This window comes from Kitasatospora sp. NPDC048540 (assembly GCF_040651175.1).
GTDB lineage: Bacteria > Actinomycetota > Actinomycetes > Streptomycetales > Streptomycetaceae > Kitasatospora.
Genome location: NZ_JBEZIR010000108.1, coordinates 15,145 through 31,077, shown reverse-complemented (window position 1 = coordinate 31,077; position 15,933 = coordinate 15,145). Strand labels below are relative to the sequence as shown.

At 74.6% G+C, this 15,933-nt stretch carries 11 protein-coding genes; 5 read left to right on the top strand and 6 right to left on the bottom strand.

Annotation, left to right across the window (positions count from 1 at the left end):
* Positions 1 to 283: 283 nt before the first annotated feature.
* A complete protein-coding gene (locus tag AB0D08_RS31095) occupies positions 284 to 1,102 on the bottom strand; it encodes an AfsR/SARP family transcriptional regulator (protein ID WP_033820403.1) in 819 nt (272 codons plus the stop codon).
* A gap of 244 nt (positions 1,103 to 1,346) precedes the next feature.
* Here AB0D08_RS31095 and AB0D08_RS31090 point away from each other — a divergent pair, with 244 nt between their 5' ends.
* The 4 genes from AB0D08_RS31090 (at position 1,347) to AB0D08_RS31075 (ending at position 6,808) form a co-directional block, all read left to right on the top strand.
* Complete coding sequence (locus AB0D08_RS31090) at positions 1,347 to 1,619, top strand: hypothetical protein (RefSeq protein WP_051812391.1); 273 nt, start codon at positions 1,347 to 1,349, stop codon at positions 1,617 to 1,619.
* Entirely contained in the window at positions 1,616 to 3,907 is a 2,292-nt protein-coding gene (locus AB0D08_RS31085; RefSeq protein WP_359893546.1) for a TOMM precursor leader peptide-binding protein, read from the top strand. Before AB0D08_RS31090 ends, AB0D08_RS31085 begins: the two co-directional genes overlap by 4 nt.
* Positions 3,908 to 4,050: 143 nt before the next feature.
* Positions 4,051 to 5,544 carry a SagB family peptide dehydrogenase gene (locus tag AB0D08_RS31080; protein WP_051812390.1) on the top strand — a complete coding sequence of 498 codons (1,494 nt, stop codon included), beginning with the start codon at positions 4,051 to 4,053 and terminating at the stop codon, positions 5,542 to 5,544.
* Between the two features lie 58 nt (positions 5,545 to 5,602).
* Complete coding sequence (locus tag AB0D08_RS31075) at positions 5,603 to 6,808, top strand: histidine kinase (RefSeq protein WP_359893543.1); 1,206 nt, start codon at positions 5,603 to 5,605, stop codon at positions 6,806 to 6,808.
* Between the two features lie 32 nt (positions 6,809 to 6,840).
* Here AB0D08_RS31075 and AB0D08_RS31070 read toward each other — a convergent pair whose 3' ends face one another.
* From AB0D08_RS31070 to AB0D08_RS31050, 5 genes are all read right to left on the bottom strand, one after another.
* Entirely contained in the window at positions 6,841 to 7,449 is a 609-nt protein-coding gene (locus tag AB0D08_RS31070; protein WP_033820400.1) for a response regulator transcription factor, read from the bottom strand.
* Between the two features lie 148 nt (positions 7,450 to 7,597).
* Complete coding sequence (locus tag AB0D08_RS31065; RefSeq protein ID WP_033820399.1) at positions 7,598 to 8,470, bottom strand: 4'-phosphopantetheinyl transferase superfamily protein; 873 nt, start codon at positions 8,468 to 8,470, stop codon at positions 7,598 to 7,600.
* On the bottom strand, positions 8,470 to 8,748 hold the full coding sequence (locus AB0D08_RS31060) for an acyl carrier protein (RefSeq protein WP_051812385.1): 279 nt from the start codon (positions 8,746 to 8,748) through the stop codon (positions 8,470 to 8,472). The genes AB0D08_RS31065 and AB0D08_RS31060 overlap by 1 nt, the downstream gene beginning before the upstream one ends.
* A 51-nt stretch (positions 8,749 to 8,799) precedes the next feature.
* Positions 8,800 to 10,560, bottom strand: a complete 1,761-nt coding sequence (locus AB0D08_RS31055) for an acyl-CoA dehydrogenase (protein WP_359893540.1) — start codon at positions 10,558 to 10,560, stop codon at positions 8,800 to 8,802.
* Positions 10,557 to 12,422, bottom strand: coding sequence for a fatty acyl-AMP ligase (locus AB0D08_RS31050; protein ID WP_033820397.1), 1,866 nt, complete (start codon positions 12,420 to 12,422; stop codon positions 10,557 to 10,559). Before AB0D08_RS31050 ends, AB0D08_RS31055 begins: the two co-directional genes overlap by 4 nt.
* Before the next feature lie 234 nt (positions 12,423 to 12,656).
* Here AB0D08_RS31050 and AB0D08_RS31045 point away from each other — a divergent pair, with 234 nt between their 5' ends.
* Positions 12,657 to 15,857: a S41 family peptidase gene (locus AB0D08_RS31045; protein ID WP_359893538.1), complete on the top strand. Its 3,201-nt coding sequence runs from the start codon at positions 12,657 to 12,659 to the stop codon at positions 15,855 to 15,857.
* Positions 15,858 to 15,933 lie beyond the last annotated feature (76 nt).

Below are 15,933 nucleotides of genomic sequence, written 5' to 3'. Positions count from 1 at the left end.
AGCTTCCCCTTCGCGTGCTGCGCCTCGGTGGCCTTCTCGCTCGGGCCACGGCGGACCTGCTCCCGAAGGTCGTGCAGCTCGGCCACCCGACCCCGCACATCGGCGGGAACGATCTCCAGCTCATCAAGGATGTCCATGCGGCGGACGGTAGGAACGGCATCTCGCGCCGCACTCGTCCCGTACTGGACAACCGGTGGAGACCGGCTCGGATCACGGCACGGACCAGCCGGGAAGCGGTCGTACCGGAAACACGAACAACGGGTGGCCGAACGTCGAACACGGGCTAGCCGACGACGTGCTGCAGCTCCATCGACAGCTCGGCGCCGGCCAGGTCGAGCCTGGTGTCGGCGGCGAGCACCGCGGCGTGCAGCCGCTGCAGCCGGGCCGACGGCTCGATCCCGAGCTCACCGACCAGCGTGGAACGCAGCCGCTGGTAGGTCTCCAACGCCTGCCAGGACCGCCCGGAGCGGTACTGCGCCAGGATCAGCTGGGCGTGCAGGCCCTCGTGCATCGGACGCTGCGCGGTGAGCATGGTCAGCTCGCTGAGCAGGATGGCGTGCCGGCCGAGCCGCAGGTCGGCCGAGATCCGGCTCTCCAGCGCGCCGAGCCGGGCCTCCTCCAGCTGCAGCACCTCTATCTCCAGCACCCGGCCGACCTGGATGTCCACCAGGGCCGGCCCGCGCCACAGCGCGAGCGCCTGGCCGAGCAGCTTGGAGGCACTCAGGTCGTCGTGCGCGGCGAGCGCCGTCCGCCCGAGGGCCAGCAGCCGCTCGAACTCCGAACTGTCCACCTCGCCGGGCTGCACGTCGAGCAGGTAACCGCCGTACCGGGTGACCAGGATCTCCTTGGCCGCCTGGGGCTGCTCGGCGTGGAAGGCCGTCCCGAGCTTGCGGCGCAGCTGCAGGATGTACGTCTGGAGCGTGGTGGAGGCGCTGCGCGGAGGCTGGTCACCCCAGATCTCCTCCATCAGCGTCGGCACCGTCACCACCTGGTTGGCCTGAAGCGCCAGCAACGCCAGGATCTGGCGCGGCTTGGCGGCACTTGGTGCGAAGGAGGTCTCCTGCTCCTGCGCGACGAACGGGCCCAGAAGGTTGATCTGCATGGATCCGCCTCCCTTCCATTGCTGGGCGCCACCGGGGACTCACTCCGGAGAGCGTCGCACGCGGCGGGTGGCCGGCAACAGTGAGATCCTCACGGATCGGGCGGGAATCGCAGCACGCGTCCGCCATGGGATTCTCACACCACGCGCATGACGGATCCACTGTCCACGGCGGGGTCGGATCACACAGACTTCCGTGCCGTACCCATTGTGAGCACAGGCCATCCCTAACACCGGAGTAGCTCCCGTGACCGCACTCGCCGTTCCAGCCGCACCGTCCAGCACCTGCCTCGAGCGCGACTGGCGTTTCGCCGAACTGGTCATCGCCGCCCATCTCGACCCGGCCCTCCGCTACCGGTACGACGCCGAACCGGCGCCCGTGCTGGCCGAATTCGGCATCCACCTGCCGCTCGACACACCGGCCCCCGCCCTCGGCAACCCCGGCGGCGCCCCGCTGACCATCGAGAACCTGAACGACGTGACCATCCTCCCCGACCTCACCTTCTGCACTCGCCAATGAGAGCTGCGTCGGAGAACGGGGCGCCGGCCACGGCCGGCCCGCAGGTCCTGGCGTTCCGACGCCACCTGCGGGCCGAGGTCGTGGCCGGTGAGGGGGCGTACCTGATATCCGAGCGGGGCACCACCCGCCTGCGCGGCCCGCACGTCGAGGCCGTGGCACCACTGCTCGACGGCACCCGGGACCTTCCCTCCCTGCTGCGGGAGGCCCAGGGCCTCGCCTCCGCGGCGGAGATCGGCGAGCTGCTCGGCTCGCTCTCCGCCGCGGGGCTGGTCTGCTACCGCCCGGCCGACCAGCCGGGCCGGGACCCGCGGGCCGAAGCGTTCTGGGAGCTGGCCGGCCTCGACGGCACCAGCTCCTCGGCCCGGGTCGGGGCGGGCCGGGTCAGGATCCTGACGGTCGGCCAGGACGACGAGGCGGCGGTCCGCCCGGCCTTCGAGGCCGCCGGACTGCGCTGCGTCGGCCCCGGCGGGCCCGGGGCCGCCGAACTGACCGTGGTGGTCTGCGACGACTACCTCTCCCCCGTGCTGCGCCGGATCGACCTGGCCCAGCGCGCCGCCGGACGGCCCTGGCTGATCGCCAAGCCCACCGGCTCGGTGGTCTGGTCGGGCCCGGTGCTCGACCCGGCCGCCGGTGCCTGCTGGCAGTGCCTGGCCCACCGGCTGCGGGCCAACCGGGTGCACGAGGTGACCGTCCAGCACGCCCTCGGCATGTCCGAGCCACCGCTCGGCCCCGAGGCCTCGCTCGGCGCCACCCGCGCCATCGGCCTCCAGCTCGCCGCCCTGCAGGCCGCCAAGTGGCTGGCCGGGAAGACCGGTTCGGAGCACCAGGAGATCCACACCCTGGACACCCTGAGCCTGCGGGCCGAGCAGCACGCGGTGGCCGGCCGCCCGCAGTGCCCGGTCTGCGGCACCCCGGGCGCGGGCCCGTCCCGGATGCTGCGGCCGGTGGTGCTGCGCCCGGCGCGCAAGCACTCGCTGACCGGCAACGGCCACCGGCACCTCACCCCGCAGCAGGTCCTCGACCGCTACGGCCACCTGGTCAGCCCGGTCTCCGGGATCGTCCAGCAGATCACCCGCGCCGAGGCGCCCGCCCTGCTGCACTCCTACACCGCCCGTACCTGCACCGTGCCGGACGGCCGGGCCCCGCTGCGCCGCGAGAGCGGCGGCAAGGGGGTCACCGAACTCGACGCCAGGGTCAGCGCGCTGTGCGAGGCGCTGGAACGGGAGTCGGGCCGGCTGCACGGCGACGAGCCGAGGATCCGTGACAGCCTGCACGGCCTCGGGGAGGCCGCCGTCCACCCCAACCGCGTCCAGCTCTACCACGAGCGGCAGTACCGGGACCGGGCCTGGTGGAACACCGCGCACGGCAGCTACCAGCAGGTCTGCGAGCCGTTCGACGAGCGGGCACCGGTCGACTGGACCCCGGTCTGGTCGCTCACCGGGCAGCGGCAGCGGCTGCTGCCGACCGCGATGCTGTTCTACGGCTCGGCCCACCCGGGCGACGGCGCCCGCTACGCCCGCGCCGACTCCAACGGCTGCGCCGCGGGCGGCACCCTGGAGGACGCCGTGCTGCACGGCTTCCTGGAGCTGGTGGAACGGGACGCGGTCGCCCTGTGGTGGTACAACCGCACCCGCCAGCCCGGGGTGGACCTGGCCGCGCTGAACGACCCCTGGATCGCCGAGGTGTCCCGGCTGCACCGCCGCCAGGGCCGCGAACTGTGGGCGCTCGACCTCACCGCCGACCTCGGCGTCCCGGTGGTGGCCGTGCTCTCCCGCCGGGTCAAGGGGCCGACCGAGGACATCGTGTTCGGCTTCGGCGCCCACTACGAGTTCCCGCTCGCGGTGCGCCGGGCCGTCGCCGAGGTCAACCAGCTGCTGCCGGCGGTCGCCCCGGCCGAACCGGGCGGCCCGCCGCGCTACTCCCTGCAGGACCCGGCCGCGCTGCACTGGTGGCGGACGGCGACCGTCGCCCGCCACCCGTACCTGCTGGCCGACCCGGCGCAGCCGCCGGTCCGGCCGCGGGACCGTCCCTCGCCGGCCGGCACCGACCTGCGCGCGGACGTGGAGACCGCGGGCGAACTGCTGCGCCGGCACGGCATGGAGCTGCTGGTGCTCGACCAGACCAGGGCGGACATCGGGCTGCCGGTGGTCCGGGTGATCGTGCCGGGACTGCGGCACTTCTGGGCCCGGTTCGCGCCGGGCCGGCTGTACGACGTACCGGTCCGGCTCGGCCGGCTCGCCGGGCCGACCCCGTACGAGCGGCTCAACCCGGTGCCGCTGTTCGTCTGATCCCTGCCCGGCGAACTTGGGCCCCCTGGAGGCGAGTTGCCCGATCGGCGGTATCGTCGGGTCGGTTCGTGTGAGACTCGAGCGGTGCTCGACCGGCACGCCCGATAGTGGTCATCCGCATACTGTCTAACCCGGAGAGCCCCATGGACCTACCGGCCCGAGGCTCCGCGCCGGAGCTCCAGCGTCTCTGGTCGCTCCGCGAGGACGTGGACGTCGAGTTCGAGGGGCCGAGGGGCGACGCGGTACTGCGCAACCGCTGGACCACCGTGCGGCTGGCCCGGCCCGACCGGGCCGGCCGCGAGGCGCTGCGCCGGATGACCTTCGGGCCGATCTCGCTCGGCAACATCCTCCGGGACGCGGAGAGCGGCGCCCCGGCGCGGCTGTCCGCCCTGCTCGGCCGGATCCAGCACCTGACGATCCGGTCGGTCGGGCTCACCGACAGCGAACTGCCGCTGCTGTCGGTCGTGCCGATCTCGCCGGCGGCCGTCCTCGAACCGGTGGAGCTGCGGCCGGACCAGCCGATCCGGCTGTCCCGGTTCGCCGTGCTGTCCGGTTCGGGGGCGGGCCTGACCGTGGAGTCCCCGCTGTCGCTGTTCCGGGTGGCCGCGCACCGCCCGGCGGTGGCGGGGCTGCTCGGCGCGCTCGGCTGGACCACCACGCTGGCCGAACTGACCGCGGCCCAGCCGTTCCCGTCTGACGCCGTCCGGGAGATGGCCGGCCATCTGCTCGGCGCGGGCCTGGCGGTCGCCGGGACGCCGGGGCGGGGCGGCGGCCCGGCGGAGTTCACCGAGGACTCCGACCCGGTGCTGTCCCTGTGGTCCCCGGTGGACCTGCTCTTCCACACCCGCAGCACGATCGGCCGGCACGACCACGACTTCGGCGCGACCTTCGCCCACGCGGGCCGGGTCGCGCCCGAGCCCGCGGTCCGGCCCGCCCCCGAGGGCCCCCGCTTCACCCTGCCGCGCCCGGCCGCGGACGGCCCCGCCACACCGCCGCTGGGCGCCGTCCTGGAGCGGTCGGCCCCCGAGCCGGACTGCGCCGACCCGGTGGCCACGCTCAGCCTGGAGCAGCTCGGCGAGCTGCTCTACCGCTCGGCCCGGGTCCGCTCGGTCGGCAAGGACCCGTCCGGGCCGCCCGACTACGAGGTCAGCGACCGGCCGTACAGCAGTTTCGGCGGTACCCATCCGCTGGAGCTGTACGTCACGGTGAACCGCTGCCGCGGCCTGCCGCCGGGGGTGTTCCACTACGACCCGGACGGGCACCGGCTGACCCTGGTGAGCGACGACCGCGAGGTGCTCGCCAAGGTGCTGTCCTGTACCAGGGTGTCGGCCGGGCTGGCCGGGGCGCCGCCGCTGGTGATCACGCTGACCGCGCGGTTCGCCAGGACCGCCTGGAAGTTCAGCGGGCAGAGCTACGCGCTGGTGCTCCGGGAGACCGGCGCGGCCCTGCAGACCCTGGAGCTGACCGCGGCGGCGATGGGTCTGGCGACGGCCTCGCTGGCGGCGGCCGACATCTCGGCGGGGGCGCGGGTCGCCCGGCTCGACTGGCGCGCCGAGTCCTCGACCGGACAGTTGGTGGTCGCACCGGCGGCCGCGCTCCCCGCCGCCGCCAACCATCCCTGGAACTACGGTGCCTGACCGCCACTCACCCCGTACGCTCAGTCCTCAGTTGTGTCTGATCGGAGGACCTGGACCCGTGGCGAGAGACGAGTTGGCCGGTGACGAGGCAGCCCGGCCCGAACCCGCACCGCTGTTCGCGCTCGGCATCCTCTACACGGCGCTGCTCGCCTACCTGGTGCAGGTCTCGGTCAACCTGAGCGTGCTGCCGCTGGCCACCACCAGCATCGTGCTCGGGATCGTCTGCTTCGTGGCGATCTGCTGCTGCCAGCTGGTCCACGCGCTGCCCCAGGCCAAGCAGGTCCGGCGAAGATACGGCCGGGTGACGCTGACCGTGCAGGCGCTGCTGACCTACCTGCCGATCCTGGTCTTCGGCGCCATCTGGGGCGCCGCCGGCGGCTTCCTGGCCGCCTCGGGACTGATGCTGCTGGAAGGACTCTGGGCCTGGGTCTGGTACGCCGGGGTGGTGCTCTCGATGGCGGGCGTGGCGGTGGCGTTCCAGCTCCGTCCGGTGGAGGTGGTGTACGTCGCGGTCTCCACCCTGCTGTCCGGGCTGATGATGTACGGGCTGAGCCGGCTGGTCACGCTGGTGGTCGAACTGCACCGGGCGCGCGGCCAGCTGGCCCGGCTGGCGGTCGCCCAGGAGCGGCTGCGGTTCGCCCGGGACCTGCACGACCTGCTCGGGTACAGCCTCTCCGCGATCACCCTGAAGAGCGAGGTGGCGATCCGGCTGGTGCACAACAACCCGGGGCGGGCGGTCGACGAGCTCACCTCCGTGCTGGGGATCTCCCGGCAGGCGCTGTCGGACGTGCGGGCGGTCGCCCGGGGCTACCGCGACATGTCGCTGGCCGGGGAGGCCGAGTCGGCCCGGGGCATGCTGGAGGCCGCCGACATCGCGGTGGAGACCCGGATCGAGTGCGCCGACCTGCCGGGGGTGGTCGACACCACGCTGGCCACCGTGCTGCGCGAGGCGGTGACCAACATGCTGCGGCACAGCAAGGTGGAGCGGTGCCGGATCGAGGTGAACGAGGCCGGGCCGGACATCCGGCTGCGGATCGTCAACGACGGCGTGCCCGAGCGCCAGCGCCAGCGCGCCCGGGTGGTGGGCCAGTTGCCGATGCCGCGGGCGGCCGGCGAGGAGGGCGGCAGCGGTCTCGGGAACCTGGAGACCCGGCTGGCCGCGATCGGCGGCACGCTGACCGCCGGCGTCCAGCCGGACGGCACCTTCCAGGTGGTGGCGCTGGTGCCGCTGGCCCAGCAGACCGACCTGCGCAGCGTCTCCTGACGCCCCGCCGCGGCCGTCCGGGCCGGCGGCGCTCAGCTCAGCCAGCCCGCCTCGTCCGCGATCCGGATCGCGTCCACCCGGTTGCGGGCGTTCAGCTTGGTGACGATGTTGGTCAGGTAGTTGCGTACGGTGCCCGCCGACAGGAACAGCCCGGCGGCGATCTCGGTCACCTCGGCGCCCTGCGCGGCCATCCGCAGCACCTGCACCTCCCGGTTGGTCAGCGGGCTGTCGCCCGAGTCCCAGGCGGCCATGGCGAGTTGGGGGTCGATCACCCGCTCGCCGGAGGCGATCTTGCGGATCGCCTTGGCCAGTTCCTCCGGCGGCGCGTCCTTGAGGATGAAGCCGGAGACCTTGGCCGCCATCGCCCGGCGCAGCGTGCCGGGCCGGCCCAGGCTGGTCAGGATCAGCGCCCGGCAGGAGGGCAGCCGCTCGCGCAGCATGGTCGCCGCGGTCAGGCCGTCCACCCCGGGCAGGTCGATGTCGAGCACCGCGATGTCCGGGCGGTGGGCCAGGGCCTGCGGCAGGATCTGGTCGCCGTGGTCGACCTCGGAGACCACCTCGATGTCCGGTTCCATGCCTAACAGCGCCACCAGCGCCCCCCGGACCATGTTCATGTCCTCGGCGAGCAGTATCCGAATCACTTGGCCCGGGCCCCCGTCCGCGCACCGGCTCACAGAGTCAGCCTCCGATACCGGTACAGCTTCGAATCGGTCTGGCTCTGTGTCCTGCCAGAGGTGCGATTCTAGTCAGGAGATCGCGGCAAGCAACCTTCTGATCACACTCCGGAAGCTAACCGGGGCGGACCGGGCCGATCAGGGCGTCGACCAGGCCGTCGTCGAGCATGGTGGCGGCGGCGATGTCCGGGGTCTCGTCGAAGCCCGCGTCGAACAGCGCGACGCTGACGGTGTAGCCGGTGACCGCCCAGGTGCCGAAGCTCCACTCGCCGCCGGTGCCCGGGGAGCCGTCCGGCCGCAGCACCTGGACCGGTTCGTCCTCGCCGGGGAAGCCGAACTCGGTGAAGCGGAACCGCAGCCCCTGCCCGATCGCCTTGCTGTACGCCTCCTTGAGGGTCCACAGCCGCACCAGCGCCGGGTTGCGCCGCTCCGGCTCCAGCAGGTCCAGCTGGGCGGCCTCGTGAGGGGTGCAGATCTGCCTCTCGGCGCCGGTGCCCAGCAGCAGCCGGTCCTCCAGTTCGGCGTCCACCCCGATCCAGCCGCGTCTGGTCAGCCCCACCACCAGCAGGTCCTCGGTGTGGCTGAGGCTGATGTCCACCTGGTCGCAGCCGCGCAGGTACGGGCGGCCGCCGAGCTTGTAGGCCAGGTCGACGGTCTCCGGCGGCGCCTGGAGGGCGGCACCGGCCGCGGTCTTCAGCAGCAGCCGGGAGGCCAGGAAGCGGCCCCGCACCTGGTCGTGGGACATCGCCTGGTAGCGGGCCCAGTCCCGGCCGAGGACCGCCCGGTCGCCCGGGTAGTCCTCGCCGGCCGGCTCGGCGGCGGGCCCGCCGGCCGGCCGGTCGCCGGGCATCCAGTCGCCGAGGGTGGCGACCAGGACGGCGCTGCCGCGCCGGGCGAGCGACTCCCGGACGTCGTCCCAGCCGCCGTCCGGACCGCGGTACACCGGGATCGGCCGCCCGATGGCCGCACTCGGCCCCCGGACCGGCATCACGGTCGTGCCTCGGCGGCCAGCTCGGCGAGGTACTCGGCCAGCGTCGAGCAGTTCACCAGGCTGTCCACCATCTCGGCCAGCGACAGCTCGCCGAGTTCCGGGAAGCGCAGCTCGATCCGGTACTTCAGCTGCATCAGCATCACCGAGTCGAAGCCCAGGTCGTCGTAGAAGCGGGCGTCCACCGGCACCGCGGCGTGCCCTCCGCCGAGCACGGCGGCGGCCTCCCGGACGATCTCGTCCACCAGCTCGGCCGGCCGTTCCAGCACCACGCTCATCGTCCGCTCCCTGTCCGCAGGTCGGTTGTCATCTGTGGCTCCTGATCGCTGTCAGCCGGCCGGCACGGCGGCGGTGGGGTCGTCGTAGAGGTCGAAGCTGCCGCCCATCCGGTAGCGGCGCAGCAGTTCGTCCAGGACCGCGGTCTCGGTGCCCGGCGCGGGCCGGCCGGCGAGGCCGAGGCCGAGCCGGCGGCAGATCCGCAGCAGGGCGAGCACCACCCACTCCGGGCGGGCCAGGAACTGGTCGGGGCCGCAGTTCTGGTGGCGCCAGACGCCGAGTGCGGAGGCGGCCGCCAGCAGCAGCGAGTACCGGTCCATCAGCGCGTAGCTGCGCGGGTCGGCCAGGTCGTCGCGGCGGCGGCCGGCCAGCGCGCGGGCGGCGGAGCGCAGTTCGTGCAGTTCGGCGCCGAGGGTGCGGACCAGGGTCTCCAGGACCTCGCGGTACTCCCCGGCCGCGGTGACGGCGGTCGATCCGGCGGCGAAGTCGGCGAGTTCGGCGAGCAGCGGATCGCCGGTGCCGGCCACCCCGAGCCGGCCCGGGTCGAACGCCGGCAGGTCGTCGCGCAGCCGGAACAGGCCGGGCGCCGGGGCCGGTTCGGCCAGCCAGGCGTGTTCGGCCAGCACCGGCAGCCGCGGGATCACGGTGGACTGGCAGGCGGCGGTGCCGGAGTGGCCGAGGCTGGTGATCGGCAGGTCGCGGACCTGCTTCTGGAAGATCCCGTAGGCGCCGGAGCGCTCGTACAGGCTGGAGCCGAGCAGCACCGACAGGTCGTAGACGGTGTCGCTGAGCAGGATCGGCAGCAGGTACTTGGTCGCCGCGGCGTACACCCCGGTGGCCTCCGGGTGCAGGTGGGCGGCGCGGGTGCTGGTCAGCGCGAGGCTGTCGCAGACCAGCAGGTCGGCGAAGGAGCCGGCCAGGCTGGCCTTGGCCTGCGGGTTGCGCAGCACCGGGCGGCCGTTGACCCCGCGGTCCAGCGCGAACCGCAGTGCGGTGCGCAGCGCGGTGTCGACGCCGGCCAGCACCATGGAGGGCAGCACGCTGCGGGTCAGCTGGAACGAGCTGAGGGCCAGCTGGACGCCGTCGCCCCAGCCGCCGAGCAGCGCGTCCCGGGGGACCGGGCAGTCGGTGAAGGCGAGCCCGCTCATGGTGCAGCCGCGCAGTCCGACGGTGGGGAAGCGGTCGAGGTCACGGACCCGGTCGCGGGGCAGCGTGGCGCGCTCCAGCAGGACGGCGGAGTGGCTGCGGCTGCCGGGACGCTCGTCGGTGCGGCAGAAGACCACCAGGGCGGCGGCGTGCTCGGCGTTGACGATGACCCGCTTGGCGCCGTCCAGCCGCAGCCCGTCCTCGTCCTCGGTGAGGCCGAACTCGTCGCGCAGGAAGGCGTTCCCGTGGGCGAGGTCGCGGTAGGCGACGGCGACCCGGCCGCCGCCGAGCAGCAGCTCGGCGGTGCGGCGCTGCTGCTGCTCGGTGCCGGCCGCCCAGACCGAGACGGCCGCCAGGAAGGAGCCGGCGCCGAAGCCGACGCCCAGCGAGGGGTCGCGCCGGAAGACCGGGCGCAGCATCCGGGCGAGCAGGTCGACCCGTTCGAAGCGGCCGCCGAACCGCTCCGGCACGAACTCCGCGGCGAGCCCGAGGGTGTGCAGCAGCCGCACGGTCTCCTCGGGGAGTTCGCTGCGGTCGTCGGCCTCCAGGACGGCCCGGTGGCCGTGCGGGTTGTCCGGGTCCCAGGGGTCGCCGAGGGCGCTCTCCAGTTCGTGGATCCGGCGGGCGGCGGCGGTCTCGGCGGAGCGGGTGCCGACGGCGGTGGTCATCGTGCGGCCTCCGTCCGCTCGGGTCCGCCGGCCACCAGGGCGGCCACCGCGGGTTCGACGACCTGGTGCAGGGCCTGCAGCCGGCCGGAGAGGAAGAGTCTGCGCATGGTGCCCCGTTCGAGTTTCCCGCTGGTGGTGCGCCGGACGGTGCCGGGCCGCACCAGCAGCACGTTGCCCGCCCGGACCTCGAACTCCCGGGACACGCACTGGCGGACGCTCATGTTGAGCCGGGCCAGGTCGACGTCGAAGCGGCCGCCGGTCCGCACCTCCTGCACCACCACCACGTGCGGGCGGCCCGGTTCGACCTCGAACACCACGCCGGGTCCGAAGGAGCTGCTGATCTGCTGCACGGCGCGTTCGATGTCCTGCGGGTAGAGGTTGCGGCCGGCCACCACCAGCAGTTCCTTGATCCGGCCGGTGACGAACAGCTCGCCGTCGCGGAGCACCCCGAGGTCGCCGGTGCGCAGGTAGCCCTCGTCGCCCTCGGCGGTCACCGCCCGGAAGGTCTCGGCGGTCTCCAGCGGGCGCTTCCAGTAGCCCTGGGCGATGCCCTCGCCGCGCAGCCAGATCTCGCCGACCTTGCCCTCCGGCAGCACCCGGCGGCTGGCCGGGTCGACGATCCGCAGGGTGAGCGCGTCCGGCGCGGGCCGCCCGCAGCTGACCAGGGTGCGGGCGGGCCGGCCCGGCACCGGCTGGACGAACTGGTGCTTCTCCAGCGAGGCCGCGTCCACCACCCGCTCGGACGGGGCGGTGGCGTGGCCGCTGGGCCGGGCGGTGGCCAGCAGGGTGGCCTCGGCGAGGCCGTACGCTGGGACGAAGGCGGCGGCCCGGAAGCCCACCGGGGCGAAGCGCTCGGCGAAGGCCCGCAGGGTGTCGGCCCGGACCAGTTCGGCGCCGCTGACCGCGGTGGTCCAGCGGGACAGGTCGAAGTGGGCCAGGTGCCGGTCGGCGATCCGGCGTACGCACAGCTCGTAGCCGAGGTCGGGCCCGCCGCTGACGGTGATGCCGTACCGGGTGATCGCCTCCAGCCAGCGGGCCGGGCGGCGGATCAGCAGGTCGGTGGGGAGCAGCACGCCGGTGCCGCCGAGCCACAGCGGGTGCAGCAGCTGGCCGACCAGCCCCATGTCGTGGTGGTACGGCAGCCAGCCGCCGACCGTGGACTCGGGTCCGGTGCGCAGCACGGCCCGGATCGCCCGCTGGTTGGCGAGCAGGTTGCGGTGGGTCACCATGACGCCGCGCGGGTCGCGGGTGGAGCCGGAGGTGTACTGGAGCATCGCCAGCGTGTCGCCGTCGGTGTCCGGGCGCCGCCAGTCGCCGGCGTCGGGCAGTTCGGTGCCGTCCAGGGCGAGGCAGGCGACCTCGCCGTGCCCGGCCACGGCGGCCATCAGGGAGATGTCGGGGGCGTGGCCGCGGTCGGTGAGGATCAGCCGGGGCGCCGCGTCCTTGATCATTCCGAGGGTGCGCTCGTCGTTGCCGCGGCGGCCGTTGGGCGCGGGCCCCGGGACGGCGACCACACCGGCGTACAGGCAGGCCAGGAAGGAGACGGCGAAGCGCTCGGCGTCCGCCTGCAGGATCAGCACCCGCTCCCCGGCCAGCCGTCTGTCCTGCAGCCAGGCCGCCAGCCGGCGGGCCGCGGTGTCCAGCTCGGCGTAGTCCATCCGGCGCTCGGCCAGCCGGTACTCGCGCCGGGCCGGCGCCGGGTGGTCGATCCCGGCCGGCACCGCCAGGGCGGGCAGCCTGACCTGGCGGGCCGCGGTGGGCCCGGCCGGCTCCTCCCGCAGGAACACCAGGGCGTCCTTGTCCGACTGCTGCTCGGCGTGGTGCAGCAGTACGTCGGTGAAGGTGCTCTCGTTCTCCGACATCGCTTCCCTCCTTGGCCGTGGTGTCCGGCGCGGCTTGTCAGGCCTGCGCTGCGCACCGGCAGCCCGCCCCGTTGGGGGTCAGGATCAGCGCAGGTGCTAGAGCGACTCTCGACTGCGGGGCGGGCCCGGGTGGACGGGGCCGCGGCGGCGCCCGGCGTTTCGCCGAGGGGCTGTTGACGGTGCATGAGCCGTAGCCCGGTTGCGGGTGCCACGGCCCGGCCGAACCATGGAGAGGTGCCCGGATACCTGCGCTACCCCCACCTGCGCGGCGGCCTGCTGACCTTCACCGCCGAGGACGACGTCTGGGCGGCGCCGCTGGCGCCGGACGGCGAGGTCGGCCGGGCCTGGCGGATCAGCTGCGACCGGACCCGGGTCAGCCACCCGCGGCTGTCACCCGACGGCACGGTCATCGCCTGGACCAGCTGGCTGGCGCTGGTGCCCGAGGTGTGGACCGCGCCCGCGGCCGGCGGCGAGGCCGTCCGGCTGAGCCACTGGGGCAGCAACGACACCCGGGTGCGCGGCTGGCTGCCGGACGGCGAGGTGCTGGCGGTCACCTCGTACCACGAGCCGTTCGCCCACTACACCTGGGCGTACGCGCTGCCGCCCGACGGCGCGCCGGGCCGCCGGATGCCCTGGGGCCCGGTCGCCGACGCCCAGATGAGCGCCGAGCACACGGTGCTGCTGACCGCCTCGGCGCCGCACGAGCCGGCCGCCTGGAAGCGCTACCGCGGCGGCGCGACGGGCCGCCTGTGGGTGGACCACGGGCCGCTGCTGCCCGGGCACCGGGGCCATCTGGCCGCGCCGATGCCGGTGGGCGGGCGGATCGCCTTCCTCTCCGACCACGAGGGCATCGGCAACCTCTACTCCTGCCGCCCGGACGGCGGCGACCTGCGCCGGCACACCGACCACGCCTCGTATTACGCGCGGGAGGCCGCCACCGACGGCACCCGGGTGGTCTACCAGCACGCCGGCGACCTGTGGCTGCTGGACGGCCTGGAGGCCCCGGCGCCGCGCCGGCTGTCGGTGCCGCTGGGCGGGGCCCGGGCGGGCCGCCGGCCGTACCAGGTCACGGCGGCCTCGCACGTCAAGGACCTGGCCTGCGACGCCACCGGCCGGGCCGGGGTGCTCACGGTGCGCGGCAGCCTGTACTGGCTGACCCACCGGGAGGGTCCGGCCCGGGTGCTGGCCGACACCCCCGGGGTGCGGGCCCGGCTTCCGGTGGTGCTCGGGCAGAGCGGCCGGGCGGCCTGGGTGAGCGACGCGCAGGGCGCGGACGCCATCGAGGTGGCCGAACTGCCCACCCGCGACGGCGGCCGGGCCGCCGAACCGCACCGGCTGGCCGCGGGCCGGCTCGGCCGGGTCCTGGAGCTGGCCGCCAGCCCGGACGGCCGGACGCTGGCGGTGGCCGCCGCGGACGGCCGGCTGCTGCTGGTCGACACCGGCGACGGCGCGGTGCGGGAGGTGGTGGCCTGTGCGTTCGGGCCGGTCAGCAGCCCGGCCTTCGCCCCGGACTCGCAGTGGCTGACCTGGTCGCAGCCGGTGGCCGGCCGCTCACTGCGCTCGATCCAGCTGGCCAGGGTGGACGATCCGGCGCGGACCCTCGATGTGACCGGCGGGCGGTTCGAGGACGAGCACCCGGTGTTCACCCGGGACGGCCGGTTCCTGGTGTTCCTGTCCTGGCGGGGCTTCGACCCGGTGCACGACGTGCACACCGGCGACCTCTCCTTCCCGCTCGGCTGCCGCCCGTACCTGGTCCCGCTGGCCGCCGACACGCCGTCGCCGTTCGCCGCGCCGGTGCAGGGCCGCCCGCCGGTCGGTCTGGACCCCGAGGAGGCGACCGGCGACGGCACCGTCCGGGTGGACGAGCAGGGGCTGTCCGAGCGCCTGGTGCCGTTCCCGGTGATCGCCTCCAAGTACTCGGCGACGGCCCCGGTCCGCGGCGGGGTGGTCTGGCTGCGCTGGCCGATCTCCGGCGCGCTCGGGCAGACCTTCGCCAACCCGGCCGACACCTCGGGCCGGCCCTCGCTGGAGTACTTCGACCTGGCCCACGGCAGCCGCAGCACGGTGGTCGACCGGCTGGACGGCTTCGCGGTCTCCGGCGACGGCGGCGCCGTGTCGGTCTTCTCGGCCGGCGGGCTGAAGCTGCACCCGCTGTCCTCGCCGAACTCGCCGATCACCGTGGACCTGCGGCGGATCACCCACACCGTGCACCCGGCCGCCGAGTGGCGGCAGTCGTACCACGAGGCGGCCCGGATCGTCCGCGACCAGTTCTGGGACCCGGACATGTGCGGCCTGGACTGGGAGCAGCTGACCGCCCAGTACGAGCCGCTGCTGGAGCGGATCGCCTCCCCCGACGACTTCGGGGACCTGCTGCGCGAGCTGCTCGGCGAGCTCGGCACCTCGCACGCGTACGTCACCCCCGCCCGGCGCGGTGAGGGGCCCGCCCCCGCCCAGCAGCCGCTCGGCCTGCTCGCCGCGGGCGTGCACCGCGCCCCGGACGGCCGCTGGCTGGTCGAGCGGATCCTGCCGGGCGAGTCCTCCGACCCCCGGGCCAGGGCCCCGCTGGCGGGCCTCGGGGTGCTGGAGGGCGACGAGGTGGTCGCGGTGGACGGCCGCCCGCCGGACCCGGTGCGCGGCCCGGCCCCGCTGCTGGCCGGCACCGGCGGCACCACGGTCGAACTGACCTTCCGCCGCGGCGAGCGGCTGCGCCGGTACGCGGTGACACCGCTGACCGACGAACGGCCGGTCCGCTACCAGGACTGGGTGACCAAACGCCGCAGGCTGGTGCGGGAGTTCAGCGACGGCCGGTGCGGCTACCTGCACATCCCGGACCTCGGCGGGTCCGGCTGGGCGCAGTTCAACCGCGACCTGCGCAGCGAGCTGGCCAAGCCCGCGGTGGTGCTGGACGTCCGCGGCAACGCCGGCGGGAACGTCTCCGAGCTGGTCCTGGAGAAGCTCGGCCGGCGGGTGCTGGCCTGGGACTTCACCCGCGGCCGGCATCCGGTCCGCTGGCCCAGGGACGCCCCGCGCGGGCCGGTGGTGGCGCTGGCCGACCACGCCACCAGCTCGGACGGGGACGTCATCATCACCGCGATCCGGCTGCTGGGCCTCGGCCCGGTGGTGGGCACCCGGACCTGGGGCGGGGTGGTCGGGATGACCGGGCGCCACCCGCTCGGCGACGGGACCCAGATCTCGGTGCCCAAGAACGCGTCCTGGTTCACCGGGGGCATCGGCTTCTCGGTCGAGAACCACGGTGTCGAACCCGACGTCGAGGTGGTGCGCACCCCGCACGACTGGGCCCGGGGCGAGCATCCGGACCTGACCGCGGCCGTCGGGCTGGCACTGCGGCTGCTGGCCGAGCACCCGGCGGCGGCCCCGCCGCCGTCCGACACGCCGCGGCCGGACCTGCGGCGGCCGCCGCTGCCGCCGCGCTGAGGCACCGCCGCCCCCGCCGGGCAGCGCGAACGGGGCGCAGCCGTCGTGACGGCGGGTGCGCCCCGGTGCGGTCGGG